The organism is Arthrobacter sulfonylureivorans (genome assembly GCF_022637435.1).
Classification (GTDB): domain Bacteria; phylum Actinomycetota; class Actinomycetes; order Actinomycetales; family Micrococcaceae; genus Crystallibacter; species Crystallibacter sulfonylureivorans.
The window spans coordinates 2,205,609-2,231,598 of the sequence record NZ_CP093326.1 but is presented as its reverse complement, the minus strand read 5'-3'; the positions used below and the strand labels follow the sequence as shown (position 1 = coordinate 2,231,598).

Here is a 25,990-nt window from a genome sequence, read left to right as displayed (position 1 = left end):
AGACACGATGAGCACGGCCACGACGACGGACTCGCAGCCGGGGCCGCTGCACGCCGCGGACAGCCACGACCTGATCACCGTGCAGGGCGCGCGGGTGAACAACCTGAAGGACATCAGCGTTGAGATTCCCAAACGCCGATTGACGGTCTTTACCGGCGTCTCCGGCTCCGGCAAGAGTTCGCTGGTGTTCGCCACCATCGCCGCGGAGTCCCAGCGGATGATCAATGAGACGTACAGCGCGTTCGTGCAGGGTTTCATGCCGACGTTGGCTCGCCCCGAGGTAGACGTGCTCGAAGGTTTGACCACCGCGATCATCGTTGACCAGGAACGGCTGGGCGCCAACCCGCGTTCCACCGTCGGCACCGTCACGGATGCCAACGCGATGCTGCGGATTCTTTTCAGCCGGCTGGGGGACCCGCACATCGGCTCGCCCAACGCATATTCGTTCAACGTTCCGTCGGTGAAGGCCAGCGGTGCCATTACGGTGGAACGCGGCGGCAGGACCAAGGCCGAAAAGGCCACCTTCCATCGGCTGGGCGGCATGTGCCCGCGCTGTGAGGGCATGGGCTCCGTGAGTGACTTCGATCTGACCGCACTCTACGACGACACCAAGTCGCTGTCCGAAGGCGCCCTTACCGTCCCCGGCTACAGCATGGACGGCTGGTACGGGCGCATTTTCAGCGGCGCCGGCTTGCCGATGGACAAGCCGATCGGCAAGTACACCAAGAAGGAGCTGCACCAGCTGCTCTACGCCGAGCCCACCAAGATCAAGGTGGAGGGCATCAACCTCACCTATGAGGGGTTGATCCCCAAGATCCAGAAGTCCATGCTCTCCAAGGACCGTGAGGCGATGCAGCCCCACGTCCGGGCCTTCGTGGACCGGGCCATCACCTTTGACACCTGCCCCGATTGCGGCGGCACCCGGCTGGCCCAGGAGGCCCTCTCGTCGAAGATCAAGGGGCAGAACATCGCGGACCTCTGCTCGCTGCAGATAACCGACTTGGCCGACTGGGTCCGGAAACTGGATGAGCCCTCGGTCGCCCCGCTGGTCTCGGGGCTTCAGCATCTGCTCGACTCGTTTACCGAAATCGGCCTCGGCTATCTTTCCCTGGACCGTCCCTCGGGCACCCTGTCCGGGGGAGAGGCGCAGCGCACCAAGATGATCCGGCATCTCGGTTCGTCCCTCACGGATGTCACCTACGTGTTTGACGAGCCCACCATCGGATTGCACCCGCATGACATCGAACGAATGAACCAGCTGCTGCTGCAGCTGCGGGACAAGGGCAACACCGTACTGGTCGTCGAACACAAGCCGGAGACCATCGCCATTGCCGACCACGCGGTCGACCTCGGTCCACGTGCCGGCACGGCGGGCGGAGAAGTGGTCTTCGAAGGCAGCGTCGCCGGGCTGCGCGCCAGCGACACCCTGACCGGCCGACACCTCGACGACCGGGCGACGCTCAAAGAAACCGTCCGCGAGGCCCGCGGCGCCCTTGAGGTCCGCGGCGCCACCACGAACAACCTGCAAGGCGTCGACGTCGATATCCCGCTCGGGATTCTCTGCGTCCTCACCGGTGTCGCCGGGTCAGGCAAGAGTTCATTGATCAACGGCTCGGTGGCCCGCCGTGACGGCGTGGTGGTGGTCGACCAGGGCGCGATCCGCGGTTCCCGGCGCAGCAACCCGGCAACCTACACCGGACTGCTCGAGCCCATCCGGAAGGCGTTTGCGAAGGCCAATGGCGTCAAGCCGGCGCTCTTCAGCTCGAACTCGGAGGGCGCCTGCCCGGTCTGCAACGGCGCCGGCGTGATCTACACCGACCTCGGCATTATGGAAACCGTCGAGTCGACCTGCGAGGAATGCGAAGGCAAGCGCTTCCAGTCGGCAGTGTTGGAGTACACGCTGGGGGAGAGGAACATTGCGGAAGTGCTTGCGATGTCCGTGACCGAGGCCGAGGAGTTCTTCGGCTCCGGTGAAGCGCGCACTCCGGCAGCTCATAAGATCCTGGACCGGCTCGCGGACGTCGGCCTCGGCTACCTAACGTTGGGCCAGCCGCTCACCACCTTGTCGGGTGGCGAACGGCAGCGGCTAAAACTGGCCACGCAGATGGCCGAAAAGGGCGACATCTACATCCTCGACGAACCGACCACCGGACTTCACCTGGCCGACGTCGAGCAACTGCTCGGCCTGCTGGACCGTCTGGTGGACTCCGGAAAATCGGTCATCGTCATCGAGCACCACCAGGCCGTCATGGCGCATGCAGACCGGATCATCGATCTGGGCCCGGGCGCAGGCAATGAGGGCGGCCGGATCGTCTTCGAAGGAACACCCGCCGAACTGGTTGCGGACCGTTCCACCCTGACCGGCAAACATCTGGCGGCGTACGTCGGAGCCTGACTCTGCCGCATCGCCATACTGATCCTGCGCCATGAGGGGGCTTCCAACATGGCGCAGGATTATGTCAACCTAAGGAGAATCAAGCGGAGCTATGCTAACCCGCAGTTGGGCCGGCACTGCAACGCAGACGCCGGCACCAACATGTTGGTTCACAGACATACGGCGCGTCTGGCATGTTCCTGCGTTCGAACTCGGCGTCCATCGGCCAACGTGCCTGCGTGGCAACCAACAGGATGTCGGTTCGGAAGACCACCAACGATGCGTCGCTGCAGAGGAAATCCGCGGGTCTTCGGCTGTCCAGTTGATTCGCCGCAGTCGGTGCGCCAGCTGTCATCCCGCGGATGCAGGGCTCCTCACCCGGCCCTCTTCATAACGCCGATAATCCACATTATGTCAACTAGAAGACGGCACATTCCCGGAAAGTGCGAATAGGCCGGCCCCCTGACACCTGCCCCATTTGGCGCGTGAATCCGGGGAACAAGCCGTAATGGCAGCCCGAAGAAGAACGCTGGATGATTCTTCATCCACGCGGGCGGCCTGGCCCAAACCGGCGTCTGACTAGGCGTTTTAGTACGACGATTGACCAAATTCGCATCATATGCGAAAGTTTCGCAATCAGCTCCGCGTCGGCGATTGATCGCGCGGAAGCTGGTCGCGCTTTGAACGCGTAGTAGCCGGACGGAGCGATCTTGACCTCGTGCTCGGTGAGCAGTCGGCAGATCGGCTCGACTCCGAACCGGTCACGATGATCATCGATGAACTGAATCACCACGGCAGTCGCGGGTCGAGCTCCCGCGCGAAGAACGAGGACGCCGCCAACAGAATCTCGTTCGCTCCCTTCAGTTCGCAAACCTCGGCCTCGAGCGCCTTGATCCGCTGCGCATCGCTCATGCTCGTTCCCGGTCGTTCGCCTGCGTCGATCGCGGCCTGCTTGCACCAGCCACGCAGCGTGTCGGAATTGACCCCGACACCCTGCCCGATCCGCACCACCGCCGCGTTGAGTGACAACTGCGGATCTTCCTTCCTGGCATCGGCAACCAACCGCATCGCACGCTCACGAAGCTCCGGCGGATACTTCCTCAGTGCTGGCATGACTTGATCCCCCGGGGGAATCAAGCCCTCCACGAAACCCGGGGCGATTCAGACCCAATGTGGTCTATTCAGATCGCGGATTCACCTACGATGACACCCAATCGCTCGGCCAATTCAGCGAACTCCGCTGGCCAGCGCACTTCATACTCGACGATTGAATCCATTCGGGTCGTCGACCGTGCGCTCAGTCACCGCGTTCTGCTTCTGTGCGCAAGCGGTGCCCGAGTTCGTCGAGGATGATGTCGAGTCCCTTGGTGAACTGGTTCGAGAACGAGTACTTTCCCGATCCGGTGAGGTGCTGCACGAGCTCGAACAGGTGCGGGTAGTCCACCAGCGCAGGCATCACCGTAGCCGCGAAGTCGACCGCCTGGTCGCTGGTGTCCGGGTCGAAGGGGAGATTTCGCTCGGTCAGGGCGAAGCCGTAGACATAGGCGTCGATCACGGAAAAGGCCTGTGCCGCGAGTTCGATCGAGAACCCGTCACGGCGCAGGCATCCGATCACCGCGTCGTGATGTCTGAGCAGCGCAGGGCCGGGGGTCGCGCGGGAATCGATCAGGGTCAGTGCCCAGGGATGGCTCACCAGCACGTTCCGGGCCGAGGCGGCGCGCAGCCTCATGCCCTCCCGCCATGGCATACCCGGCCCTGGCAGCTCTATCTGCGCGAACACTGAGTCGACCAGCGCGTCGAGCAGCGCGTCCTTACTTGTGACGTGGTGGTAGAGCGACATCGCTTCGACGCCGAGCTCCTTGCCGACGTTGCGCATGCTGATCGCCGTATACCCGCCGGCGTCTGCGACCCGCACCGCGGCCTCGATGATGCGCGCCTCGCTCAGCGGCTCCCGTGTTCTCATCAGGTCGCTTCCTTGTGATCTTACGCATGTAAGGGTATTCTACGCATCGAAGCTTACATGCGTAAGGGGCAGGAATGGAAATGCAGATGAGGGCGGCGCGCGTCGACCGGTACGGGCCGCCGGAAACGATCAAGATCACCGCGGCACCGATCCCGGCATCCGGTCGCGATGAGGTGCTGGTGCGGGTGGAGGCCGCTGCCGTGACTTCAGGCGACGCCCGGCTCCGGGCGGGCCGGTTCCCGCGCGGCTTCGCGCTCCCCGCTCGGCTGGCGATCGGCGTCTGCGGACCGCGCCGCAAGATCCCCGGCGCCGTATTCTCCGGCCGGATCGAACACCAGGGCGACGGGGAATCCAGTCTCTCAGCAGGGGACGCGGTTGCGGGCATGACAGGCAGCCGGCTCGGCGCGCACGCCGAGTTGCTGACGGTGCCGGTGACGGCGCTCACCCCGCTCCCCGAGGGCGTGAACCATGCGGCTGCCGCCGGTGCGCTTTTCGGCGGCAGCACCGCCCTGCATTTCCTCCGCGACCGCGCGCGGATCCGTGCCGGGCAGACGGTGCTCGTGAACGGGGCATCTGGGTCCGTCGGATCTGCAGCGGTGCAGCTTGCGGCTTGCTTCGGTGCGACTGTCACCGCCGTGAGCAGCAGCCGGAATCACGCTCTGCTGCGCCGACTCGGCGCGGCGCAGACGATCGACTACCGGGAGGCCCCGGTCGCCGCGCTTAGTCAGCGCTTCGACGTCGTATTCGACGCGGTGGGAAACCTCAACCGTGCCGACGGCCTCCATCTCGCGGGCACCGAGGGCCTGGTGATCCTCACCGTCGCGGGCCTTATGGACACGGCGACCGCCCGCGGCAGGGTCATCGCCGGGGCGGCTCCCGAGCGCAAGGAGGACTTCGCCCTGATCCTCGACCTTGTGGCGCGCGGCGAGTTCGATCCGCTGGTCGAAACCCTCGGCGGGCTCGAGGCGCTGTCCGAAGCGCACCGGCGCATCGACACCAGCCGGAAGATCGGCAACCTCGTGATCCTGCTGCGTCGCGCGAACACGGCGGCGATCGCGACAGCCGCGACTGGAGACGCTAGATGACCGCAAACTGGACTAGGGTCGTGCTCGCCGGGAGCTGGATCACCCTCATGCTGATCTACCTGCTAGGCGACGTGCTCAGGATCTTCGCCGGACACTTCGAATCGGGCAAACTCGGCGACCGGCCCGCACCCGGCTGGATGTGGACGCTCATCGCCGCCATCATGCTCGTGCCGATCGCGATGATCCTCACCACCCTGCTCACCCCGGAGCCTCCACTGCGATGGCTCACGATCAGCGTCTCAATCGCACTCGCAATCTTCAACCTCGCCGGAATGCCCTACAAAGGGTTCTTCGACAACCTCCTGATTGTGTTCAGCCTCGGCATCAACGCCTTCATCATATGGACCGTATGGACATGGGAGACCGCAGAAACGTAGCCGGCCACCGTCACCAGGCCGCCCGCCGCCCGTAGTATCTGCTTGCCGCCCCGTAGGAACGATCATGAATCCCGAGCAGAGCTTCCAGCCTTTGCCCGTCCGCACGGAAACCATGCGGTATCCCGCGAGTTCGGGCCTCGGCTTCGGGCGACGCGACGATCACGTGGCTAGACACTGGATGACCTCGCCTCACGCGCAGTGGTCTCCGCGAGCACCACTTCTCGGCCCAACGCTCCCTCACGCGGCGTGAACGTCGTTCACGAAGGCGTCCGCGGCGCCCAGCACCTCGCGGGTGCGCTGCTGCTGGATTTACATGACTGGCAGGTCTTCATCCAGTCGCGGATTGGAACCCAACAACCATGCCAGGGCAACGCTCCGGCCCTCAGCCGATTCAAGGGTTTTCCATACGCGGTAGCCCAGCCGCAGTCTGGCCTCCACCTCGGGCCGCGGTTCCGGCCCATCGGGCTGTGCCCACTTGTGCGGCGACGTCCGGTCTTTGACGCCGGCCATGGTTTGAACCACCGTGGTGCCGACGTTGGAGTTCAACTCCCGGACCAGATCGTGGATATTCATCCGGGTAGTGTCCCGGAAAATCTGGTTGCGTGTGGCTGAATCCATATCAGGGCCGTGTCAGGAAAAATTCCCTCAGTCAAGCAAAAAGCAACACAAAAGCAACAGCTGGGCCAATCGACTCAGCCATGAGCCCTGCCGCGACCGGATCGAGGCTCAGGTCCGTACGCCCGAACCAAGCAAATGAAATGAAGCTCCCAATATGGCCACAGACTGTGGCGAAATTGCTGGTCCTACCGGCCTCGGATCCTCCTACCGCACCGACGAGGATCGCCGCACGGCGCGTCCGCCCCCTGCGAGCCACGGCCGATGCCAATTGTCCAGACATTGTCTGGACAATTGGGGCCAGCGCGTCATTGGCGCACATTAGGGTGGAATGGTGACCCAGGTCGAGCCGGACCTGCCGAATGACTACGCGGCCTCCCTCACATCCCTCAAGGACTTGGTGCGGCAGGCACAGTTCAAGGCCGACCGAACCTGAATAAACAAGGGAGTCCCCCATGTGCATCCATCCACAGGAGGACGGCCTCAAGGTCCCATGCCCTCGTTTTCCTCCGTGACCGGTGTGATGCGCTGCAGGAGCGCGTCGATGGTTTGCTGCAGGGTGGCGGTCCTGGCTTCGGCGGCGGAGAGTTCGGTCTTGAGACTGTTGTTCTCCCCGCGTGCGCGTTCGGCTGCTCCGACGGCTTCGCCTGCGTTTTTCTCTGCGCCCTCCAGCCGCGTGGCGGCCGCCTTGAGCTGGGCTGTCAGGTCAGCGATGGCCTGGCCTTTCTCGACGGCGATGCGGTCGAGGTCGGCTACCAGTTCGGCCAGTTCTTGGTCTTTGTCTCTGCGGTCGCGCTCCCATTGGCCTCGACGGCGGCATGTCGGTCGTCGGCAAACTTGGCGGCCTCGGCCCAGACCGTGCCGGCCAGCCGCGCCGCGTGCTCCAAAACGGTTTGAGGAGTCGCGGCGATCTGAGTGCCGGCGGATGCCTTCTCCTCGCGCCATTGCTTCAGATACCGGGTCGCGTCCGCGATCGAGACCCCGGCGGCCTCCCGCACGCTGGAGACCGTAACGATCTGATTAGGGTCTTCTCACCAGCAATACGCACACACTCGATACGCAGGGGTGCCAGTAGCAGACGGTGCCTTCCCCAGAACTGCGAATACGCCGGTCCCCCGGCACCCACCTGTTGGCGCCGGAATAAAGGGTTTGCGTGGTGAGGCAATCCGGCCCTCGTGATGAGGCAGAATGAGCGGTAGCCAGAACCAGGCGAGAAGAAGGAGCATGACATCACGAAGCTAATCTGGTTTGCAGGTGGACTGCTCGTCAGCGGTATCACCGTGCTCCTCATCGGCTTCCTCACGATCCAAATTGTGGGGCTCCGCGGCGGCGCGGTTTTAGGCATCGATAATCAGCTGATCGCTGTCACCGAGCCGAACCCGGGCTTCCTCCAAATGCTGGCCATAGCGGCAGTTGGTAGCGCGTCCATCGCCCTGCTGGGCCCGGCGGTACGAAATCGACCCAAGGGCACTCGTTTCGTGTTTCGTTCGGGGTTCATTGCAGCAACCCTCATTCAAATCGCGGTGAGCGCCGCCATCACGGCACAAGGATCGACGGTGCTCAATCTCAACTATCCCAAACCACGTTGGGGCGAGGGATGGGTCATAGAAGGCGGGATGAACTCGGCGGTCCACCTGATCTTGATCGTTGCAGGCTATCTCCTCCTATCGAGCCGCTCCGTGTCGGAGAAGGCGCAGACACTCAGAAGTGGCGCCGGGCTCGACAGGGAATAACCGGCCTCGCACTCCCCCAGGCATGGCCCCCTGAGGCTAATCCCCGTCCGTGCATGCGCGGACCCGCGCAGGTCCGTTTCGACGCTCAGTCGCTGAAGAATGCGGTTAGGTCTACGTGCGTGCAATAATCTCGAACCTGAGATTGCTGCTCAGTGTGACGACGTCGTGTGGGTGGTCGGCGAGCCAGGCCACCCGGCATCAGTGGCCGGGTCCGGTGACGATCTTCCGCCGTTCGGCTTCGTGAGCCCCGCCCTTCTTCGCCAGCGTGGAACACGCCTCTTCGATGTCCCGGGCGAGCGTGTCGACGTGCTCCCGGCTCAGCGTTTCCTTGACCAAGGCACGCATGATCGTTACGTTTTGGGCGTCCGGCGGCAGCGTGTACGCCGGCACCATCCAGCCCCGCTCTGCCGCGAGCTGCCAGGCAAGGTCGAACTCGTCGTACCCGGCGTCATCAGCCAGTCGGAAAGCGACCAGGGGAAGTTGCTCCTCGGCGCGGCCGATGATTTCGAACCGCCCCATGGCCTCCAACTTGTCGGCGAGGACTCCAGCATTGGCCTGCATGTTCTGCATGATGTAGCTGTAACCGGCACGGCCATAACGCACGAAGTTGTAGTACTGGGCGAGAACCATCGAGGAGCCGGTGGAGAAGTTCAGGGTGAACGTCGAGTCGGTCTTGCCGAGATAGTTCTCCTCGAAGACAAGGTCCTTGGCCAGGTCGGCCTTCTCCCGGAAGATCAGCCAGCCGATGCCGGGATAGACCAGCCCGAACTTGTGCCCGGAGACATTGATCGAGCGGACCTGCTCGAGCCGGAAGTCCCACTCGGAGTCCGGATAGAGGAAAGGCCAGACGAATCCCCCACTGGCACCGTCCACGTGCAGCGGCACATCAAGGCCCCGCTCACGCTTGATCCGGACTAGCAAATCGTTGATGCCGACGATGTCGTCTTTGTGCCCGGTAAACGTCGTACCCAACACGGCTGCGACACCGATGGTGTTCTCATCAACATGGGCCTGCACGTCGTCCGGGCCGATCGTGTACTTCCCCGGCCGCAGCGGCACGATGCGCGGCTCGACGTCGAAATAGCGGCAGAACTTCTCCCACACCACATGCACGTCCCCGCCGAACACCAGGTTCGGGCTCGACGCCGACGCGCCGGCGGCTTCACGGCGCTTGCGCCAATTCCACTTCAAGGACAGGCCGCCAAGCATGATCGCCTCAGACGATCCTTGGGTTCGGGCCCCGGTCGTCTCACCGGGCGCGTGAAAGAGATCGGCGAGCATCCGAATGCAGCGCTGTTCGATCTCCGCCGTGCGGGGATACTCAGCATGGTCAATGAAATTGCGATGCAGGTTCTCGGCGATGATCCGCTGGGCCTGCGGCTCCATCCACGTCGTCACGAAGGTCGCCAGGTTCCGGGCCGGATCACCCTCCAGCGCCAGGTCCTCCGACACCAGCCGCAAAGCGTCCTGGGCAGGCATGCCCGTATCCGGGAACACCCGGCTCGGAACCTCTTGCGTAACGAATCGATTGCCGAAGAGCGCCGCGTCGGCATCCGTCGGCTGGAAATTGGTTGACATCGCTTCTCCTTTAGCTGGCCTCCCGTTCGACGGCGGAAGCCTTGAGAGAGTTTCATGAGGGACCAAGGCTGGTCGGTCACATCCTCTTCAAGCTAGAGCTTCCAGTGGGGGCAGTCGTCACCCAATGAGGGTGAAAGAGAAGCAAAGAACCCAGACGATGGAGTCGCGAGTACGGGCTTTCCGCCTATTTCTTGCTCTCGTGGAGCGGAAGCGCCCGACCGTTTTTGAACGAGCTGGCCTCAACAAGCTTCAGGTCTCGCACGCGACTCGACGCGCTCGGCGAGCTGACGGATGACTGTGCCCCAGCCATCGTAGAAGCCCAGTTGCTCGTGCTCGTCACGATCGGCGATGTTGCGGTGCAAGGCGGTGGCCGTGTACTCGGTTCCGTCAGTGTGTTCCTTCATGGTGATGACGGCGGTCACGAATGATGCTTCCGCGGGGCGCCATCCGGCAACGAGTGCGTCCGTGAAGACGATCCGCTCAAGCTCGTCTACGGCGAGGAAGCAGCCGGTGATGTGTGGTCCAAACGCGCCGCCGTCCTGGCTGATCTCGGTGCGGAAGGCCCCACCTGGGCGAAGGTCCATGTCCCGCACACGACAGACCGCCGGCGCGGGAACCCACCATTGCTCAAAACTCTGGGGTTCGGCCCAAGCTTTCCAGATGGCCGAACGTGGGGCCTTGATGATTCGGGAGACGGTCAGGTCGAGTTCAGGGTGGAGGGTGGTGGTCATTTCGATGCTTCCTTATCTTGCGTGGTGGTGACGAAGTGCTCGAGGCGGTCGGTGCGCGCCTCCCAAATTCGTCGCTGTTCGCTGAGCCAGGCCTCGATGTCATCAAACGATTTCGGGACGAGTGTGCAGATCCGCACCCGCCCCGTCTTGCGCGTCGTAATCCACCCCGTGTTCTGGAGGTAGCGGATGTGCTTCATGAACGACGGCAGCGCCATGTCGAAGGGAGCTGCCAGCTCGCCGATGCTCGCCGACCCCGCCCCCAGCCGGCCGAGCACGGCTCGCCGGGTCGGATCCGCGAGGGCTTGGAATACACCGTCGAGTTGAGTCGAATACTGAGCCATGCGGCTAAGTTACCGCTACCGAATGGTAAGCGCAAGGGCTAAGTGTCTGTCCACAGTGCTCTGGAACCCTTGCGGCTTCTGAAGGGTGTGCACAGCCCACCTCCCTTCCTCCTCGGATGGAGGGCACGTTCACTGACGGCGTAGCAACATCTGGATTAGCACCGGCTCCAAAATCGTTCCACTATTACCCGACGTACTCAAGGAATTCCATGGACATCAATGGAATGGGCCCGGACCGTTCTTCAGACCGCGATCCGATGGACACCTACTCGCAAACAGTCATGCGTGTTGCCGAAATCGTCACCCCGCACGTTGCTGCCGTAGAGGTGAGGAACGGCCGCGGCAGCAGGGTCCTGGTTGGCAGCGGGTCCGCTGTGGTGTTCACCCAGGATGGCTATATGTTGACTAACGCCCACGTCGTTGCGGGTGCCACGGCCGGCTCTGCCGCCTTCGCCAATGGTGAAGTCGCGGAGATCGAGATTATCGGCGCTGATCTCTTGTCCGACCTGGCGGTCATTCGGGGGCCTTCGAACACGCCGCCGCCCGCAGAGCTCGGCGACGCCGAATCGCTGCGCGTGGGCCAGCTGGTTATTGCGGTAGGCAACCCCTTGGGACTGGCCGGATCGGTCACGGCCGGTGTTGTCAGCGGGCTTGGACGGTCGATTCCCACCCGAACGGGTCGTGGCCGGCATGTGATCGAAGACGTGATTCAAACAGACGCAGCGCTTAATCCGGGCAATTCGGGCGGCGCCCTCGCCGACAGCCAGGGACGCGTGGTCGGGATCAACACCGCCGTCGCCGGTACAGGCCTGGGGCTGGCGGTTCCCATCAATGCCACAACGCGCCGCATCATCTCCGCGCTGATGAGCGCCGGTCGGGTTCGGCGGGCCTATCTTGGCTTGGTGAGCACGCCGGTACGCCTTCCGGCGCACATGGCTCTTCGTTCGGGACAGCGGGAAGCGCTGAGAGTTGTTGAGGTCATTGCCGGCTCCCCCGCTGAGCGCGCCGGGATAAAGCCAGGCGATCTGGTGGTGGACGCCGGCCGACGTCATGTCTCAAGTGCGGAAAGCCTCCAGAAGCTGCTCTTCGCCGACGCCATCGGCGTTCCTTTTCCCCTGACCGTCCTGAGGTCAGGGGCGCTGGTGGATGTCATAGCCCTGCCAGAGGAAATGTCAGAATCTACTTAAAGACATCCGTGCATGGTCGTAACGGGCTGCGTGAGCCGCCCCGTCCTTAAGGCTGGTGCTTTCAGTAACTACCGTTCCACACAGCCATGGCTGTCAGGACGAACCCGGTCACCGCGCCGATGACGGCAAGCCATCCGGCAACCAGCATCGTGACATGCCTGGAGTGGTCCTGTGTCAGCCGTTCGCCGTGGGGGTGTGAGAGCACTATTGAATCCGCGGCGAGCAGGAAGACCACCAGTCCGACAAGAGCTGCGCTCCAGGCAAAAAATTCCAGCCAATGCACCAACGGACCAACCGGAGTAAACATAACTCCGGTATACGCCCGCATAACGGAAGCCACAAGGGTGTCCGCGCCATACCGGCCGCCGGGAGGCAATCGGCCGCACGCGCCAAAACGCAGGTTGGCAGAGACGCTACTTGGCGAAGATGGACGGCTGGCGGCCTTCCGCGGCATGGCCTGCTCCAACTCGGCGGGCACCTACAGCAGCAGATCCTCGCCGCCCATCGTCGCCACCAACTGCACCCCTATTGGCAGCCCCTCGCGGCTCTCTCCCCCCAACGGCAGGCTGATGGCTGGGTGCCCATGCACATTCAACGCCGCAGAGAACGGGCCGTAGCCGAAATGCTTGCGCAGCCTGGACCGGACGTCGCCCTCGGGGCTGCTGGGCCTGCATAACGGCATCGAGAGCGCCGGCACCGGACGCAGCTGTTTCGATCAACACCTTCTGCGGGACCGCCTCAAGCAGGGACGCGTCGACCTGCCGGGGAACGACAACATCGCACGGCCGGCGGCGCAAATACCAGTATCTCCGCCGCAGCAACGGGTTCGGCCGCAACCTGATGGCGGCACGGGCGCATTCCAAGACCTCGTCGGCCGATTGTTCGCCGTCGATTATCAACTCGCGGAGTCCCACGGCATCGAGCGATGCATACTCATAGGACTCCAGGACTGCCCCTCCGGCTGCGTCGAGCGTCAGGTCGTCACGCTACCGTTGCCGATGCCCGCCGCCGCGGCAGTCGCGCCCACCGGAGAAAGCTGCTAGCCGGCGTCGTAAGCGCGCTGCAGTTCGTCGATGTCGATTTTCTTCATCTGCAGCATCGCTTCCATGGCGCGCTGGGCTTTCTGCGGATCCGGGCCGCCGATCAGCCGCGGCAGCACCGATGGAATGATTTGCCAGGACAATCCGTATTTGTCCTTGAGCCAGCCGCACTGGCTCTCGGCTCCCCCGTCGGCGGTCAAGGCATCCCAGAGCCGGTCCACCTCCGCCTGGTCCTCACAGTCCACCTGCATCGACACCGCCTCATTGAAGGTGAACTGCGCTCCCCCGTTCAGCGCAGTAAAGCTCTGACCGTCCAGCTCGAACTCGACGGTCAAGACCTGCCCTTCTGCGCCGGGTCCGCTCTCGCCGTAGTGCGTGACGTCGAGGATATTCGAGTTCTTGAACAGCTGGACGTAGAACCTTGCCGCTTCCTCGGCTTCGCCGTCGAACCAGAGGCACGGTGTGATCTTCTGCATGATGGGTTACTCCCCTGTGTTGGACGTACCAGATGTGTTAGCCGTACCGCATGCGTCAGGCGTACCAGATGTGTTAGCCGTACCGCATGCGTCAGGCGTACCAGAACCAGCCGACGGGCGTCCATGAATCGGGCACTTCGTGACCGCTGAAGGATCCGCATCGGCTGCAGCTGTAACTGGCGTTTGCCGGCACCCGCCGCCCATCCGGAAGCAGGCGCAACGGCGTGAATTCCTCGACGATGAGATATTGGTCGGTGCCACAGTGCTGGCAATCGGGTGCATTCGGCACGTCCGGACTGGGTTGGGCGGAACGCCCACCGGCGGTCAACGTCATGTCGGCCTCCCCCGGCTCAGCCCGCGGAGCCGGCCATGGCCAAGGCGGCGGCACCGGTGCCTGGCGGATCGATAACCCGTAGCCTGCAGCCCTCCCCCTCATGGGCCACATAACCGGGCAGGTGTTCGCTCGCGCTGCAATCGTGCAGCTCCTCGAGTGCTGCAGCTTCAATCCGAGCGTGCTGCAGGTTGATAATGACGCCGAGGCCGGATGCCAGCGCGCTGGTGCGCCGGACCAGCGAATAGAGCGCCACGATGTTTCGGGTTGTCACATGTCCACGCACTTCAATCTGTGCGGATTCCCGGTCAATGTCCACATGAACGACTACACGCAATTTGGGATCCATAGTAAGTCCCCTCAAGAGTTCCCCATGGCCGCTCCTTGACCGGGCACCATCATAAGAGGAGGTGTGTGACACAGGCAACAAAGCACGTCATAATGTTTCCGAACGGACGAAACGCGGGCTGGATGCCCACAGGCGGTGGCCCGCCCTGCTGGGGTGGCTGCCATGAGTGAGGCCGAATTAGAGGCGCAGTTGATCGACACGATGCAGGACGCGCTGCTCAACAGCGACGATCTGCAGGACTTCCTTGACCAGCTTGCCCAGCATGCCGCCGCGGTCATTGACGACCGCGGAGAGGTTGCCTGCAGCGTGCTGGTGATACGCGGCCCCCGGGACCGCACCGTTTCGCCCGGGCACAGCCCGATGTCACCCGGACACAGCCCGACGTCCTGGGCGGAGTACCAACCAAAGTACGACGACGGCCCGGGACTGAGTGCCTTGCGTTCCGGAGCCGCCGTGCTCGTGCACGACGTCGGGAAGGAGAACCGCTGGAACGACTTGATGGCGGAGGCAGCATCGGCCGGGATCGGCTCCATCCTGGCGGTACCACTCCGTGTGGACGACGGCGGCTTGGGGGCGGTCGTGTCCTACTATCAACGCCGCGACCACGGATTCTCCGAAGCGGTTCTCGCGGCAGCCTCCACCTATGCTCGGATCGCGGCCAAACCCCTTCTGCTCGCGGAACGGATAGACCGGATGGCCCAGCGGACGGCGCATTTGGTAGCGGCCTTGGAGTCCCGCACCACGATCAACCTTGCCGCTGGCATCGTCATGGGCCAGAACTCCTGCAGCCAACTGGAGGCCATGGAGATTCTGCGACGTGCTTCAAACGCCCGCAACGTCAAACTTCGTGACGTAGCACAGGGCATCGTCGAACCGCTGGCCGGCGCCGCCACGCGCTTTGACGACTGACCGGCACCGCGCCGGCTCAGCGCACCAGCACCGCAATTCCGGTGGCCGCCGCGGCCCACAACACGCTGGCGAACGTGCCCAGGATGAACCGTTCAGCAGCCCCGGACTGGCCGAGCTCTGAATACCGGCCCAGTCCTTTCACCGCCAGGACAACAGCCAGTCCTTCCGGCCAGCCAGCCAACAAGGTGGAGGCAATGGCTGTCCGCTCGAGCACTCCGATCCAGGCACCGCCGCGCAGAACCGGAGACTCTTCCGGGTCGCTGTGGTTGTCCGGGTGGGAGGCATTAAACGACAACCGCAGAATGGTGACCGTGGCCGGGCCGCCGCCGATCGCGGCCGCCGCCACGCCCAAGGCATAGGCGACCGGCCCCAGCCCGCCGGGACCCCCCGCAGCCAACAGCGCGGCAACCCCCAGGAGAAGCAGCGAGAGGGCGCTGGCGGCATACAGCCAGCGGTTTCCAGCTCCCTGGAACCGCTCAAAGTACATAGGGCCGGCCACGGCGGCGGCCACGCAAAGCACTACCAGTGCCACGGCGCTCATCGATCAGCTCCTTCCAGCAGTGCTTGTGCAGCCGATTGCCCCCGGCGGCACTCGTGCCAGAGTCCACTATGCAGCCTGCTTGAGACAGCTTGCTGGGTTATCCCCAGCCTGTCGGCGATGTGCTGCTGGGTGAGTCCTTGATCACTGAGCTCCCCGGCTTCGCGGGCCTCCTTGCTGCGCTTGCGTGCCACGGATACCAGCAACTGCAGCACCGCCTCGGCATGTCCGGCTTCCGCTCGCGCACCGGCGACGGCGATGTTTCCCGGCGAGGTCTTGGCCGCGGTCACGGCTTCCCGGGCGCGCTCGAACGCCTCGCCGGAGCCCGCCCTCGTGGATTCCGGCAGCGGTTCATCAACCCGTCCGACGCCGATGCCTACGCTCCAGTTGTTGCTGGCAGCTAGGTCCAGCGCAATGTCCACCGCCACGGAAGCGTCCGATGTCACCGCTTGCATCTCATCCCCGGCGGTCCGTTCAAAGCCACGAAGCAGCGGCCGGGCAGAGTCAGTGTTCAGGACATCAAGCGCTTCCTGGACCAGATCTTCGCGGCTTCGGGACCTGCGCTGATCGACCGTCAGGACAAACATACAACCCTGCTTCCTTGTACTGGATCCTACAAGTATGCAGGGTTGTAACTGTCCGGTGCAAACTTTTGCCGCTATTCCGCCGGCTCGTGGCTGGCAAATCCCAACAGATTGCCTTCGGAGTCGCGGACGAAAGCCATCCATTCATCCGTTCCCGCGGGCCCCAACGAATCGTCGGCGTGCCGGAAGATGGCGCGCGGCTCCTCGACAACCGACGTCCCGTGCCCGCGCAGTTCCTCTACTTGTAACCGGACCGAGTCCACCTGCAGGTACAAGAGAGCCGCAGGCGCACCAACCTCCAGCAACAGCCGGACGCCCTCGAGATCGAAGAACACCAGCCCCGGCGGATCGAAGATGCCGGCCGGCGGATAGCCCAACAGCTCCGTGTAGAAAGCAGTCGCGCGCCCGAGGTCCCGCACGCCCAAGGCGACCTGCGCCAGCTTCATGTCCGCCCTCCGTCCGGCCGGCCCCAGGCTCCACGCGCCGGAGGCCCCTCAGCCGAATGGTACGCCCGCCTCCGCCCGATAGTGTGGAGTGGTGATTGAAACTTCTCCCTGGCTTCGCGCTGGCCTCCCGCTGGTTGCAGGGTCACTGGTCCTGGATCTGGCAGCCATCGTCATTTTTGCGGCAGCGGGCCGAAACACGCATGAACACGGACTGGGCGCCGTCGGCATCCTCACCACCGCCGCCCCTTTCCTGATAGGCGCACTCATCGGCTGGGCCGCTTTACGCGCCTGGCGGCGACCGACCGCCCTCTGGCCCACCGGCGTCGCGGTCTGGCTGGCAGCAGTGGTCTTGGGTCTCGCCCTGCGCGGCCTCGCCGGCGGTGGGCTTGCCCTGTCATTCCAGATCGTGACGCTCTTGGTGCTCGGCGTGCTGTTGCTGGGATGGCGTGCGCTGGCCGCGCTGTTCATCAAACTACGCTTCCGCCGACGGGTGGAATAACCTCGGTGGTAGGAAAGATACCGCTCCAGCAGAAAGGCAGTGCAGTGGCTACAGCATTCGTTCTCATCCGGACCGACGCAACCCGTATTCCGGAGTGCGCCCAGGAAATCTCAGAGCTCGAGGGCATCAGCGAGGTCTACTCGGTCACCGGCGAATGGGATTTGATCGCTGTGGCACGGGTTGCCAAACACGACGAGCTGGCCGACGTCATCGCCGACCGCCTCTCAAAGGTCAAGGGCGTGCAGGCCACCACCACGCACATCGCATTCCGCGCCTATTCAAAACATGACTTGGATGCCGCTTTCTCGCTCGGATTCGAGTAGGGCCCTCCCCACGCAGAAATGCCCCGGACGCCAGTCACGTTCAACTGGCGTCCGGGGCTTTTCGGCTTAAGCGGTTGTCGCAGGCCGCTGAGCCTGCAGGTGTCAGCTCGTGACGTCGATCCAGCGCTGCAAGGCTCCGGCGGCGGCCCCGCTGTCGATGGCCTCGTTGGCGCGCTCCAGACCGCCCGCCAGCCGCTCCAGCAGCGGTGCGTCCGCGGATACGTCGTTGGCCACCAGGGCGGCCGCGGCATTGAGAACGACGGCGTCCCGCACCGGCCCTTTATCGCCTGCCAGCACACGGCGCACCACTTCGGCATTTGCCGCGGCGTCGCCGCCGCGCAGGTCGTCCAGGGTGGCCCGGGGGATGCCGAGGTCCAGGGGATCCAGTTCGTGCTCCGTCACGGCACCATTCCGGACCTCCCATACCGACGAAGGACCCGTGGTGGTCAGTTCGTCCAGCCCGTCCCCGCCACGGAACACCAGCGCGCGGATGCCGCGGGCAGCCAGCACGCCGGCAATCAAGGGCGCGAGCCGGGCGTCGGCGACGCCGATCGCGGCCGCCGTGGGGTTCGCCGGATTGGTCATCGGCCCCATGAAGTTGAATGCCGTGGCCACTCCCAGTTCTCCGCGGACAGCTCCCGCGTAGCGCATCGACGGATGGAAGACCTGGGCAAAGCAGAAAGTGATACCCGCGTCCACGGCTGTTTGCGCCACCCGCTCCACCGGGAGGTCGAGACGGACGCCCAGTGCTTCAATCACGTCGGCTGAACCGGAGGACGACGACGCGGCGCGGTTCCCGTGCTTGACGATCCGCGCGCCGGCCCCTGCGCAGACCAAGGCGGCCATGGACGAGATGTTGACGGTGTTCTGCCGGTCCCCGCCCGTGCCGACGATATCCAGTTTCTCGCCCGGAATCTCGATCGGCCGGGCATTGCCGACCATCGCCTCGACCAATCCCGTCAGCTCATCGACCGTTTCGCCCTTCGCGCGCAACGCGACCAGGAAGCCCGCCATCTGCGCATCGGTGGCCCCACCGGACATGATGGCGTTCATCGCCCACTGCGTTTGAGCGGTCGTAAGGTCCTGCCGCGAGATCAGGGCCGAAATCAATTCCGGCCAGGTGGGTGCGTTCTGAGCGTTCGGTTCCGTCGTCACTTCACTAGGTTATCTACGTTTCGTAGAAACTTCCGGATTGTTAACTTCCGCGCCGTTCCGCGGAATCCCGCGGGTTGGGAACCGAAACGCCGCGCCGGGCGTTCGAATGCATTGGTGAACTGGGCGGATTTATAGACATAATGGCCTTGTGACAACTGCAACCCACGCCCCCAGTACCCCGGCGCATCCAACGCTGAACCGCCCCAACCTGGTTTCTGTCGGAACCGTTGTGTGGCTCTCCAGCGAGCTGATGTTCTTTGCCGGTCTTTTCGCCATGTACTTCACCCTCCGCGCCACTTCCGGCGAGATGTGGGCGATTGAAACCGAAAAGTTGAACGTTCCATTCGCGCTTGCCAACACCATTGTTCTGGTGTCCAGCTCCTTCACCTGCCAGTACGGCGTCTTCGCCGCTGAGCGGCTGCAGGCCCGCCGTACCGGCGGTCTCCTCAATGTCGCCAGGTGGGGCATGGTCGAGTGGTTCCTGTTGACGTTCTTCCTCGGCGCCATTTTCGTCTCCGTCCAGGCCTACGAATACGCGATGCTCGTTTCCGAGGGAGTATCGCTGTCCTCCAACGCCTACGGGTCAGCGTTCTACATCACCACCGGCTTCCACGGCCTTCACGTCACGGGCGGGCTCATCGCTTTCCTGCTGATCATCGGCCGGGCCTATGTCGCCAAGAAGTTCGGTCATTTCGAGGCCACGTCTGCCATCGTCACGTCGTACTACTGGCACTTCGTCGACGTCGTGTGGATCGCTCTCTTCATCATCATCTACTTCCTGAAGTAGACGGCCAGAGCCTGCACGCTGCTGCAGGACCGCCCCGGCCGAACATCTACGCACACGCACCGCAGAGTTAGGAACCATCAAGTGAAGGCACTCTCCCAGAGGCGACGACATCCCCTGGCTGCCGTTGCCCTGTTGCTCTTGGGATTGCTGGTCACCGGCGGCTTGTACGCCGTCGCCGGCAATGTCAACGAGGCCAAGGCCCAGACCACCAACTTTTCCGCGCAGGACATCGAAGAGGGCGAAAAGCTCTTCGTGGCCAACTGCGCAACTTGTCACGGAATTGGTGCGGTCGGGGCCCCGCAGGGTGCACACGGCAATCAGGCCGGCCCGGCATTGATCGGCGTCGGCGCCGCCGCTGTTGACTTCCAGGTGGGCACCGGCCGCATGCCGATGCAGATGTCCGGACCGCAGGCACAGGCCAAGCCGAACCAGTTCTCCGAAGAGCAGACCATGCAGTTGGCTGCGTACGTGGCCTCCCTCGGCGCCGGTCCGGCCATCCCCGAGGAAGACCTCCTCGACGTCGCTAAGGGAGATCCCGCCGCTGGTGGCGAAATCTTCCGCGTCAACTGCGCCATGTGCCACAACGCATCCGCCGCCGGCGGCGCATTGACCCGCGGCAAGTTCGCCCCCGCCCTGGCCGGCGTCAGCGAAGCACACATTTACGAAGCCATGGCCACCGGCCCGCAGAACATGCCGGTGTTCAGCGACGCGAACATCTCCCCCGAAGAGAAGCGCGATGTCATCGCCTTCCTGAAGACGATTGAAGAACAGGGCAGCCCGGGTGGCTTCTCGCTCGGCTCGCTCGGTCCGGTATCCGAAGGCCTGCTGATGTGGACTGCCGGATTGGGAATCGTCATCGCATTCACCATCTGGCTGACCCAGCGGTCTTCCTAACCTTCGCTTACCGGCGGCCCGCAAGGGCCGCCGAAGAAGCGTCAACAATCATATATGTTTTTGAACTATTTAGAGAAGGATGAGAGGGATCATGGGCGACCATAGTCACGGCAGTCCGAGCACCTCGGGCACCGTTGCTACGGCTGGTCAGAGCGACGTGGAGAAGTTTCAGGATCCTGGACTTCCCCCCCACCGCCCGCGCCGTGCCGACAAAGATCCCCGGGCGGAAAAGCGCGCCGAACGCCAGGTTGCGATACTCTTCGTAATCTCCATCATCGGCACCGTACTTTTCTTCGTCGGGTACTTTGGCATCCGTTTGGATGACACCATCGCAACGCTGCGTTTTCAGAACTTCACCTTGGGCATGGGTACGGCCTTCGCGATGCTTGGCATCGGCGTCGGCATTGTCCACTGGGCCAAGACCCTCATGCCTGACCACGAAATTGTGGAAGAGCGCCACGAGGTCCGCACCGAAGAGGACCGCCGTGACGCTGAGCAGATCATTGGCCAGGTCCTCGACGAATCGGGCATCTCCCGCCGTCCGCTGATCCGCAACACGCTGATCGGAGCCGGTGTACTGGCCATCCTGCCTGCCATCGGCATCTTCCGCGACCTGTCCAAGGACCTGAACCCGGAAGTGCTGCGGCACACCATGTGGGATGCCGGCGTCCGCCTCACCCGCGACCCGAGCGGCACCCCGATCAAGGCCTCGGATGTGACCATTGGTTCCGCCTTCCACGTCATTCCCGAGGGACTGAACGAAGCCGAGCACAAGCTCGAAGAGAAGGCCAAGGCCGTTGTCCTCTTGATGCGGCTGAATCCGGACGAGCTGAATGTCTCCCCAGGTCGTGAAGACTGGAACTACAATGGCATCGTTGCTTATTCGAAAATCTGCACCCACGTCGGATGCCCGGTGGCACTGTACGAACAGCACACGCACCACCTGCTCTGCCCTTGCCACCAGTCGACCTTCGACCTGACCCAGGAATGCAAGGTGATCTTCGGCCCCGCCGCACACGCCTTGCCCCAGCTTCCGATCAGCGTCGACGACGAGGGCTACTTGGTCGCTACCAGCGACTTCCATGAACCTGTCGGACCGAGCTACTGGGAGCGTGGCTAAACATGAGCGCTTCAACTGATACCTATGTACCCAAGACACGGGTTGGTCGGATCACCAACTTCGTGGACACCCGCGTCGGCGGCTCGTCCATCGTCAAGGAATTCGGACGGAAGATCTTCCCGGACCACTGGTCCTTCATGTTCGGTGAAGTGGCGCTCTACTCTTTCGTCATCCTGCTGCTTTCCGGAACGTTCCTGACGTTCTTCTTCGATCCGTCGATGGCGGAGACGCACTATGACGGAGTGTACGTTCCGCTCAAGGGCGTCGAGATGTCCGTCGCTTACCAGTCCACTCTGGACATCTCCTTTGAAATCCGCGGCGGACTCTTCATGCGCCAGCTGCACCACTGGTCGGCACTGATGTTCGTTGCTTCGGTGTCCTTCCACATGCTGCGCGTCTTCTTCACCGGCGCGTTCCGTCGGCCGCGCGAGCTGAACTGGGTGGTCGGCTGCGTCTTGCTGATCCTGGCCCTGGCCGCTGGCTTCACCGGTTACTCGCTGCCGGACGATCTGCTCTCCGGCAACGGCCTGCGCATCATCGACGGCGTGATCAAGGGAATCCCCCTCGTCGGCACCTACATCTCCCTGCTGCTCTTCGGCGGCGAGTTCCCGGGTACCGACATTGTGGGACGTCTCTACGTACTCCACATCCTGCTGGTTCCGGCGCTGATCCTGCTGATGATCGCCGTCCACCTGTTCATGGTTGTGGTGCACAAGCACACGCAGTACCCCGGCCCGGGCCGCTCCGAGTCCAACGTTGTCGGCTTCCCGATTGGCCCGGTCTACGCGGCCAAGGCCGGCGGCTTCTTCTTCGTGGTCTTCGGCATCCTGGCCGTCATTGCGGCAAACTTCCAGATCCTGGCGATTTGGGACTACGGCCCCTATGACCCCTCCCCCGTTTCGGCCGGCACCCAGCCTGACTGGTACATCGGCTGGGTGGATGGCGCGCTGCGCCTGATGCCAGGTGTGGGCGAGTTCGTCATCTTTGGCCGGACCATTTCGCTGAACGTGCTGCTGCCGGCCCTTGCCCCGGCGGGCCTGCTGTTCACGCTGATGTTCGCTTGGCCGTGGATCGAACGCTGGGTTACCAAGGATCACCGCGAGCACCACATCCTGGACCGCCCGCGCAACGCACCGTTCCGGACCGGCATTGGTGTTGCAGGTATCGTCTTCTACTCGGTGATGTGGGCAGCTGCCAGCTCGGACCTGATCGCCACGCACTTCCACGTGTCGCTGAACGACGTGACGTACTGGCTGCGCGCGCTCTTCTTCCTCGGCCCGATCCTCGGCTTCATCGTCACGCGCCGGATTTGCCTTGCGCTGCAGCGCAAGGACCGTGAGATCGCGCTGCACGGCCGGGAGACCGGACGCATTGTCCGCCTGCCGCATGGCGAGTTCATCGAGGTCCACGAGCCGCTGAACGACTACAAGCTGTACCGCCTGGTCAACTTCGAATCTCCCGAGGTGCTCCCTGCACAGCCGAACAAGGCCGGCCACATCAAGCGCTCCGAGAAGCTGCGCGGCTCCCTGTCGCGGTTCTTCTTCGAGGATCGTGTGGCACCGGTGACCCGGGCCGAGCTGGAGGCTGCACACAGCCACCATGCCGAGGTTGCGGCTCCCGCCGAAAAGGCCGAAGTCAGCGGCCGCTAAGGAACCGTCTGCACGAGAATGGCCCCGGACTGAGTGTGAACTGCTCCCCGGAAGTTGGACTGAAATATTCAGTTCCGATTCCCGGGGAGCAGTTTTATGCATGCCAGAAGTTCTTTATCGGAGGATCAGCGCAAGGCCGCTGTAGCGTGGTTCGAAAAGGGTGTCGCAGATAGGGCGGCAGCGCGTTTCCTGGGCGTATCTCGTTGGCCCGTCAAGCAGCTCTATCGCCGCTGGAAGATTCACGGTCGAGGAGTGCTGGTGGCCAAACCGACAAAGCAGTCGTACTCGTTCGAGTTCAAGATCGCACTGTGCGAACGGTTCCTTGCGGGCGAAACCTTCCAGGATCTCGCGGCTGAGGCTGGCTTGTCCTCGCCTCGTCTGCTGGAAACGTGGGTACGGGCCTACCGCAAGGAAGGCGCGGATGCGTTGCGCCCGAAGCCTATGGGTAGACCCAGGAAACCCGACGACCCGCCGCCCGCGGAGTTGTCCGAATTGGAACGCTTGAGGCGCGAGAACGAACGGTTGCGGGCGGAAGTGGCCTATCTGGGAAAATTGCGGGCCTTGAGGGCGCAGGAACGACGGTGAAGGTTCAGGCCATCATCGCCCTCAAGGCTGACTTTCCCCTCCCTGTCCTGCTGCAGGTCGCCGGCCTTGCCCGATCGACGTTCTTCTACCATCAGGCCCGCCTCCAGGCTCCCGATCCGAAGGAGGCGCTCAAAGCCGCGGTCACGGAGATCTTCAAGAAGAACCATGGCAGATACGGGCATCGCCGCATCCACACCGAACTGGCCAAACAGGGGTGGACGATCGCAAAGAAGACCGTACTGAAGCTGATGCGCTCCCTGCGGCTGGTTTGCAAAGTACGGCGAAGGAAGCGCTACAACTCCTACCAGGGCGGGCAGGGCGCCGTGGCCCCCAACCTGCTCAACCGGGAGTTCAACGCTGATGCCCCGGACCAGAAGTGGGTGACGGATGTGACCGAATTCAGCGTCGGGGATCGGAAGCTCTACCTCTCACCGGTCATGGACCTCTTCGACCGGCAGATCATCTCCTACACGCTGGGCCGGTCCCCGAACCTGGAGCTCACCAACACCTCACTGCGGATGGCTCTGAAGACGCTCTTAGGCGGGCAGAAGCCGCTCGTTCATTCGGACCAGGGCTTCCAGTACCAGCACCTCTCTTGGCGGCATCTTCTGCAGGGTGCCGGCGCCGTCCAGTCGATGTCCCACAAGGGTAACTGCTACGACAACGCGGTGATGGAGAACTTCTTCGGACACCTCAAGGAAGAACTCTTCCACCACGTCCGGTTCCTCAACACCGAGGCACTGGAAGCAGCACTGCACGAGTACATCCACTGGTATAACAACGAAAGAATCTCAACAAAGCTCAAGGGCCTGAGCCCGGTGCAATACCGTGCTCAGGCCCTCGCCGCCTAGGCTCTTACTTAGCCGGTCCAACTTTCGGGACCCAGTTCAGTCCGGGGCCATTCTTGTGTCTGCAGCGGGATTGGTCTTGACGCCCCAGCCGGCAGCTGCCTGAAATCTGTCCGCTACGGCGATTCCACGAGGCTCTGGGGCACCTAATACCTCTTCACGTTGTACGAGCGCGGGGCGCGGCCGCCAGGCCGTTGCAGCGGCACCCAGAGCTTGTAGCGGTCCGCCCTGTAGTACGAGATCGAGAAGTCCACCATGGTCTTGGACACGTAGGCATGCCGCTGGATCTTCAGCAGCGGCGATCCGATGTCCACATTCAGCAACCGGGCGATCGAAGGCTGCGCCGCGGTGGCCTCGATGGTGTCCTCGCCCCACTCCATGATCAGGCCGTAGCGTTCGCTCAGAACGTTGTACAGCGACGACGGCGGCCCCTCGTCCAGGATGCCCGGCACCCGCTGGGCAGGGATGAAGTTTTCGTCCACACTCATGGGCTCGGCATCGGCCAGCAGTTGGCGGCGGAACCGCACGACCGGCTGGCCCTCCTCGATCTGGAGTTCGCGGGCCACCAGAGGGGTGGCGCCGATCTGTTCGAAACTAAGCACTCTGGCGTCCGGGACCATGCCGCGGCGCTGCATCTCTTCGCTGTACGAGGTGAGCTTGACCTGCAGGTCCAGTTTGGGCTGGCGCACGAACGTCCCCAGGCCCACAATGCGCTCAAGCACCTGCTCGGCAACGAGCGAGTCGATTGCCTGCCGCACGGTCATCCGCGCCACTCCGAAGCGTTCGGTAAGATCCCGCTCCGAAGGAAACGCGCCGCCGGGTTCACAGCGTTCCTGGGCATGTCGGCGCAATATGTCCCGCAGTTGAACGTGCTTCGCGGTACTCGAGGACACGTCGATCTCGCCCTCGATCGCAGCTGAACTCACGGACATGCGGCCTCCTGTTCGGGTGGTGGGGTAGATCCCATTCTATCCCGGTCTAGACCAGCGCCGCGGGGTGTGAGGGACCCACGGGCATGCGAAAGGGCCCGGAACCAAGTGGTTCCGGGCCCTTCGATCTTGCTATGGACTTAGTGGGCGTGGTCCCCACGGCTGTATTCGTAGACCCATCCGATGATGGCTACCGTGGTCAGGCCGATGGAGATGTAGACGATCCACCAGCCGACTGCCAGACCCATGAAGCCGGAGGCGGCGCCAAGGCCCAGGACCAGCGGCCACCAGCTCCAGGGGCTGAACATGCCCTGTTCGCCGGCGCCCTCGTGGATTTCTGCGTCCACCCGGTCCTCCGGACGGGGGCCGACCCGCCGTGCCGTGAACCAGAGGTAGCCGCCGATCATGATGGACAGTCCGGCCGTCAAATACAACGCCAGGTAACCTACGGGTTCATGCCAGTCCCCCATGAAGCCGTAGACAGTGGCAACAAGGGCGAAGAACGGCGCAAGCGCGATGAATAGCCAGGCTTCAATCTTCACAG

Annotated in this window: 32 protein-coding genes and 1 other annotated feature; of the genes, 14 read left to right on the top strand and 18 right to left on the bottom strand. The window is 63.4% G+C overall.

Annotated elements, in window-relative coordinates; translation table 11 throughout:
• Positions 1–7 precede the first annotated feature (7 nt).
• On the top strand, positions 8–2,395 hold the full coding sequence (locus tag MNQ99_RS10435; protein WP_241912907.1) for an ATP-binding cassette domain-containing protein: 2,388 nt from the start codon (positions 8–10) through the stop codon (positions 2,393–2,395).
• Positions 2,396–3,074: 679 nt separating this feature from the next.
• Positions 3,075–3,203: a sequence feature (AL1L pseudoknot), on the bottom strand.
• On the opposite strand, the gene MNQ99_RS10430 is transcribed toward MNQ99_RS10435, so the two are convergent.
• The gene (locus MNQ99_RS10430; RefSeq protein ID WP_127512590.1) at positions 3,161–3,487 is read right to left on the bottom strand and encodes a transposase; all 327 of its coding nucleotides are present in this window, start codon (positions 3,485–3,487) and stop codon (positions 3,161–3,163) included. (Overlaps the previous feature by 43 nt.)
• A 184-nt stretch (positions 3,488–3,671) precedes the next feature.
• Entirely contained in the window at positions 3,672–4,337 is a 666-nt protein-coding gene (locus tag MNQ99_RS10425) for a TetR/AcrR family transcriptional regulator (RefSeq protein ID WP_241912906.1), read from the bottom strand.
• A gap of 74 nt (positions 4,338–4,411) precedes the next feature.
• Between MNQ99_RS10425 and MNQ99_RS10420 the strand changes: the two genes are divergently transcribed.
• On the top strand, positions 4,412–5,422 hold the full coding sequence (locus MNQ99_RS10420) for an NAD(P)-dependent alcohol dehydrogenase (protein WP_241912905.1): 1,011 nt from the start codon (positions 4,412–4,414) through the stop codon (positions 5,420–5,422).
• Positions 5,419–5,799, top strand: coding sequence for a hypothetical protein (locus MNQ99_RS10415; RefSeq protein WP_127512592.1), 381 nt, complete (start codon positions 5,419–5,421; stop codon positions 5,797–5,799). The genes MNQ99_RS10420 and MNQ99_RS10415 overlap by 4 nt, the downstream gene beginning before the upstream one ends.
• A 309-nt stretch (positions 5,800–6,108) precedes the next feature.
• Here the strand turns inward: MNQ99_RS10415 and MNQ99_RS10410 are convergent, their stop codons facing one another.
• Positions 6,109–6,372, bottom strand: coding sequence for a hypothetical protein (locus MNQ99_RS10410; protein WP_127512593.1), 264 nt, complete (start codon positions 6,370–6,372; stop codon positions 6,109–6,111).
• A gap of 794 nt (positions 6,373–7,166) precedes the next feature.
• The gene (locus MNQ99_RS19210) at positions 7,167–7,412 is read right to left on the bottom strand and encodes a DNA-binding protein (protein WP_422387446.1); all 246 of its coding nucleotides are present in this window, start codon (positions 7,410–7,412) and stop codon (positions 7,167–7,169) included.
• Positions 7,413–7,694: 282 nt separating this feature from the next.
• On the opposite strand from MNQ99_RS19210, the gene MNQ99_RS10400 reads away from it, so the two are divergent.
• Complete coding sequence (locus tag MNQ99_RS10400; protein ID WP_241912903.1) at positions 7,695–8,147, top strand: hypothetical protein; 453 nt, start codon at positions 7,695–7,697, stop codon at positions 8,145–8,147.
• 198 nt (positions 8,148–8,345) lie between these two features.
• Here MNQ99_RS10400 and gad read toward each other — a convergent pair whose 3' ends face one another.
• The 3 genes from gad to MNQ99_RS10385 all read right to left on the bottom strand — a co-directional run bounded on the left by gad (position 8,346) and on the right by MNQ99_RS10385 (position 10,797).
• Positions 8,346–9,725, bottom strand: coding sequence for a glutamate decarboxylase (gene gad, locus MNQ99_RS10395; protein WP_241912902.1), 1,380 nt, complete (start codon positions 9,723–9,725; stop codon positions 8,346–8,348).
• Positions 9,726–9,964: 239 nt separating this feature from the next.
• A complete protein-coding gene (locus MNQ99_RS10390) occupies positions 9,965–10,456 on the bottom strand; it encodes an SRPBCC family protein (RefSeq protein ID WP_241912901.1) in 492 nt (163 codons plus the stop codon).
• Positions 10,453–10,797 carry an ArsR/SmtB family transcription factor gene (locus MNQ99_RS10385; RefSeq protein WP_127512596.1) on the bottom strand — a complete coding sequence of 115 codons (345 nt, stop codon included), beginning with the start codon at positions 10,795–10,797 and terminating at the stop codon, positions 10,453–10,455. Before MNQ99_RS10385 ends, MNQ99_RS10390 begins: the two co-directional genes overlap by 4 nt.
• Before the next feature lie 209 nt (positions 10,798–11,006).
• Between MNQ99_RS10385 and MNQ99_RS10380 the strand changes: the two genes are divergently transcribed.
• Entirely contained in the window at positions 11,007–11,984 is a 978-nt protein-coding gene (locus tag MNQ99_RS10380; RefSeq protein ID WP_127512597.1) for a S1C family serine protease, read from the top strand.
• A 61-nt stretch (positions 11,985–12,045) separates the two neighbouring features.
• On the opposite strand, the gene MNQ99_RS10375 is transcribed toward MNQ99_RS10380, so the two are convergent.
• From MNQ99_RS10375 to MNQ99_RS10355, 5 genes are all read right to left on the bottom strand, one after another.
• Entirely contained in the window at positions 12,046–12,291 is a 246-nt protein-coding gene (locus MNQ99_RS10375; protein ID WP_127512598.1) for a hypothetical protein, read from the bottom strand.
• A gap of 171 nt (positions 12,292–12,462) precedes the next feature.
• Entirely contained in the window at positions 12,463–12,666 is a 204-nt protein-coding gene (locus MNQ99_RS19025; RefSeq protein ID WP_277883538.1) for an amidase family protein, read from the bottom strand.
• Between the two features lie 357 nt (positions 12,667–13,023).
• The gene (locus MNQ99_RS10365) at positions 13,024–13,500 is read right to left on the bottom strand and encodes a VOC family protein (protein ID WP_241912900.1); all 477 of its coding nucleotides are present in this window, start codon (positions 13,498–13,500) and stop codon (positions 13,024–13,026) included.
• A 91-nt stretch (positions 13,501–13,591) separates the two neighbouring features.
• A complete protein-coding gene (locus tag MNQ99_RS10360; protein ID WP_127512600.1) occupies positions 13,592–13,834 on the bottom strand; it encodes a hypothetical protein in 243 nt (80 codons plus the stop codon).
• Positions 13,835–13,850: 16 nt separating this feature from the next.
• Positions 13,851–14,180 carry a hypothetical protein gene (locus MNQ99_RS10355; RefSeq protein WP_127512601.1) on the bottom strand — a complete coding sequence of 110 codons (330 nt, stop codon included), beginning with the start codon at positions 14,178–14,180 and terminating at the stop codon, positions 13,851–13,853.
• A 162-nt stretch (positions 14,181–14,342) separates the two neighbouring features.
• Between MNQ99_RS10355 and MNQ99_RS10350 the strand changes: the two genes are divergently transcribed.
• On the top strand, positions 14,343–15,089 hold the full coding sequence (locus MNQ99_RS10350; protein WP_241912899.1) for a GAF and ANTAR domain-containing protein: 747 nt from the start codon (positions 14,343–14,345) through the stop codon (positions 15,087–15,089).
• Positions 15,090–15,105: 16 nt separating this feature from the next.
• On the opposite strand, the gene MNQ99_RS10345 is transcribed toward MNQ99_RS10350, so the two are convergent.
• From MNQ99_RS10345 to MNQ99_RS10335, 3 genes are all read right to left on the bottom strand, one after another.
• Positions 15,106–15,630 carry a hypothetical protein gene (locus tag MNQ99_RS10345; protein WP_127512603.1) on the bottom strand — a complete coding sequence of 175 codons (525 nt, stop codon included), beginning with the start codon at positions 15,628–15,630 and terminating at the stop codon, positions 15,106–15,108.
• Positions 15,627–16,214: a hypothetical protein gene (locus tag MNQ99_RS10340; RefSeq protein ID WP_241912898.1), complete on the bottom strand. Its 588-nt coding sequence runs from the start codon at positions 16,212–16,214 to the stop codon at positions 15,627–15,629. Before MNQ99_RS10340 ends, MNQ99_RS10345 begins: the two co-directional genes overlap by 4 nt.
• A 71-nt stretch (positions 16,215–16,285) precedes the next feature.
• On the bottom strand, positions 16,286–16,657 hold the full coding sequence (locus tag MNQ99_RS10335; protein WP_241912897.1) for a VOC family protein: 372 nt from the start codon (positions 16,655–16,657) through the stop codon (positions 16,286–16,288).
• 91 nt (positions 16,658–16,748) lie between these two features.
• Here MNQ99_RS10335 and MNQ99_RS10330 point away from each other — a divergent pair, with 91 nt between their 5' ends.
• Both MNQ99_RS10330 and MNQ99_RS10325 read left to right on the top strand, forming a co-directional pair.
• Positions 16,749–17,156: a DUF3054 domain-containing protein gene (locus MNQ99_RS10330; protein ID WP_241912896.1), complete on the top strand. Its 408-nt coding sequence runs from the start codon at positions 16,749–16,751 to the stop codon at positions 17,154–17,156.
• A gap of 44 nt (positions 17,157–17,200) precedes the next feature.
• Complete coding sequence (locus MNQ99_RS10325; protein WP_127512606.1) at positions 17,201–17,479, top strand: Lrp/AsnC family transcriptional regulator; 279 nt, start codon at positions 17,201–17,203, stop codon at positions 17,477–17,479.
• Between the two features lie 102 nt (positions 17,480–17,581).
• Here MNQ99_RS10325 and trpD read toward each other — a convergent pair whose 3' ends face one another.
• Positions 17,582–18,634: an anthranilate phosphoribosyltransferase gene (gene trpD, locus MNQ99_RS10320; RefSeq protein WP_127512607.1), complete on the bottom strand. Its 1,053-nt coding sequence runs from the start codon at positions 18,632–18,634 to the stop codon at positions 17,582–17,584.
• 148 nt (positions 18,635–18,782) lie between these two features.
• Between trpD and ctaE the strand changes: the two genes are divergently transcribed.
• The 6 genes from ctaE (at position 18,783) to MNQ99_RS10290 (ending at position 24,520) form a co-directional block, all read left to right on the top strand.
• Complete coding sequence (ctaE, locus tag MNQ99_RS10315) at positions 18,783–19,421, top strand: aa3-type cytochrome oxidase subunit III (protein ID WP_127512608.1); 639 nt, start codon at positions 18,783–18,785, stop codon at positions 19,419–19,421.
• Positions 19,422–19,502: 81 nt separating this feature from the next.
• Positions 19,503–20,315, top strand: a complete 813-nt coding sequence (gene qcrC / locus MNQ99_RS10310) for a cytochrome bc1 complex diheme cytochrome c subunit (RefSeq protein ID WP_127512609.1) — start codon at positions 19,503–19,505, stop codon at positions 20,313–20,315.
• Between the two features lie 91 nt (positions 20,316–20,406).
• On the top strand, positions 20,407–21,435 hold the full coding sequence (qcrA, locus tag MNQ99_RS10305; protein WP_241912895.1) for a cytochrome bc1 complex Rieske iron-sulfur subunit: 1,029 nt from the start codon (positions 20,407–20,409) through the stop codon (positions 21,433–21,435).
• Positions 21,436–21,437: 2 nt separating this feature from the next.
• Positions 21,438–23,084 carry a cytochrome bc1 complex cytochrome b subunit gene (qcrB, locus tag MNQ99_RS10300; RefSeq protein WP_241912894.1) on the top strand — a complete coding sequence of 549 codons (1,647 nt, stop codon included), beginning with the start codon at positions 21,438–21,440 and terminating at the stop codon, positions 23,082–23,084.
• 258 nt (positions 23,085–23,342) lie between these two features.
• Positions 23,343–23,669, top strand: a complete 327-nt coding sequence (locus tag MNQ99_RS10295; protein ID WP_241912893.1) for a helix-turn-helix domain-containing protein — start codon at positions 23,343–23,345, stop codon at positions 23,667–23,669.
• Entirely contained in the window at positions 23,666–24,520 is an 855-nt protein-coding gene (locus MNQ99_RS10290) for an IS3 family transposase (protein WP_241912892.1), read from the top strand. Before MNQ99_RS10295 ends, MNQ99_RS10290 begins: the two co-directional genes overlap by 4 nt.
• Positions 24,521–24,663: 143 nt before the next feature.
• On the opposite strand, the gene MNQ99_RS10285 is transcribed toward MNQ99_RS10290, so the two are convergent.
• Together MNQ99_RS10285 and MNQ99_RS10280 are read right to left on the bottom strand one after the other, a co-directional pair.
• Positions 24,664–25,449 (bottom strand): GntR family transcriptional regulator, encoded by a 786-nt coding sequence (locus MNQ99_RS10285; protein WP_127512612.1) that lies wholly within the window; start codon positions 25,447–25,449, stop codon positions 24,664–24,666.
• Positions 25,450–25,586: 137 nt separating this feature from the next.
• Entirely contained in the window at positions 25,587–25,988 is a 402-nt protein-coding gene (locus tag MNQ99_RS10280) for a cytochrome c oxidase subunit 4 (protein ID WP_127512613.1), read from the bottom strand.
• Between the last annotated feature and the right edge of the window lie 2 nt (positions 25,989–25,990).

Bases quoted from the DNA above. Each gene is read 5' to 3' on its own strand.
- MNQ99_RS10435 (WP_241912907.1), top strand. From the start codon at position 8: ATGAGCACGGCCACGACGACGGACTCGCAGCCGGGGCCGCTGCACGCC.
- MNQ99_RS10430 (WP_127512590.1), bottom strand. From the start codon at position 3,487: ATGCCAGCACTGAGGAAGTATCCGCCGGAGCTTCGTGAGCGTGCGATG.
- MNQ99_RS10425 (WP_241912906.1), bottom strand. From the start codon at position 4,337: ATGAGAACACGGGAGCCGCTGAGCGAGGCGCGCATCATCGAGGCCGCG.
- MNQ99_RS10420 (WP_241912905.1), top strand. From the start codon at position 4,412: ATGGAAATGCAGATGAGGGCGGCGCGCGTCGACCGGTACGGGCCGCCG.
- MNQ99_RS10415 (WP_127512592.1), top strand. From the start codon at position 5,419: ATGACCGCAAACTGGACTAGGGTCGTGCTCGCCGGGAGCTGGATCACC.
- MNQ99_RS10410 (WP_127512593.1), bottom strand. From the start codon at position 6,372: ATGAATATCCACGATCTGGTCCGGGAGTTGAACTCCAACGTCGGCACC.
- gad (WP_241912902.1), bottom strand. From the start codon at position 9,725: ATGTCAACCAATTTCCAGCCGACGGATGCCGACGCGGCGCTCTTCGGC.
- MNQ99_RS10390 (WP_241912901.1), bottom strand. From the start codon at position 10,456: ATGACCACCACCCTCCACCCTGAACTCGACCTGACCGTCTCCCGAATC.
- MNQ99_RS10385 (WP_127512596.1), bottom strand. From the start codon at position 10,797: ATGGCTCAGTATTCGACTCAACTCGACGGTGTATTCCAAGCCCTCGCG.
- MNQ99_RS10380 (WP_127512597.1), top strand. From the start codon at position 11,007: ATGGACATCAATGGAATGGGCCCGGACCGTTCTTCAGACCGCGATCCG.
- MNQ99_RS10375 (WP_127512598.1), bottom strand. From the start codon at position 12,291: ATGTTTACTCCGGTTGGTCCGTTGGTGCATTGGCTGGAATTTTTTGCC.
- MNQ99_RS19025 (WP_277883538.1), bottom strand. From the start codon at position 12,666: ATGCCGTTATGCAGGCCCAGCAGCCCCGAGGGCGACGTCCGGTCCAGG.
- MNQ99_RS10365 (WP_241912900.1), bottom strand. From the start codon at position 13,500: ATGCAGAAGATCACACCGTGCCTCTGGTTCGACGGCGAAGCCGAGGAA.
- MNQ99_RS10360 (WP_127512600.1), bottom strand. From the start codon at position 13,834: ATGACGTTGACCGCCGGTGGGCGTTCCGCCCAACCCAGTCCGGACGTG.
- MNQ99_RS10355 (WP_127512601.1), bottom strand. From the start codon at position 14,180: ATGGATCCCAAATTGCGTGTAGTCGTTCATGTGGACATTGACCGGGAA.
- MNQ99_RS10350 (WP_241912899.1), top strand. From the start codon at position 14,343: ATGAGTGAGGCCGAATTAGAGGCGCAGTTGATCGACACGATGCAGGAC.
- MNQ99_RS10345 (WP_127512603.1), bottom strand. From the start codon at position 15,630: ATGAGCGCCGTGGCACTGGTAGTGCTTTGCGTGGCCGCCGCCGTGGCC.
- MNQ99_RS10340 (WP_241912898.1), bottom strand. From the start codon at position 16,214: ATGTTTGTCCTGACGGTCGATCAGCGCAGGTCCCGAAGCCGCGAAGAT.
- MNQ99_RS10335 (WP_241912897.1), bottom strand. From the start codon at position 16,657: ATGAAGCTGGCGCAGGTCGCCTTGGGCGTGCGGGACCTCGGGCGCGCG.
- qcrA (WP_241912895.1), top strand. From the start codon at position 20,407: ATGGGCGACCATAGTCACGGCAGTCCGAGCACCTCGGGCACCGTTGCT.
- qcrB (WP_241912894.1), top strand. From the start codon at position 21,438: ATGAGCGCTTCAACTGATACCTATGTACCCAAGACACGGGTTGGTCGG.
- MNQ99_RS10285 (WP_127512612.1), bottom strand. From the start codon at position 25,449: ATGTCCGTGAGTTCAGCTGCGATCGAGGGCGAGATCGACGTGTCCTCG.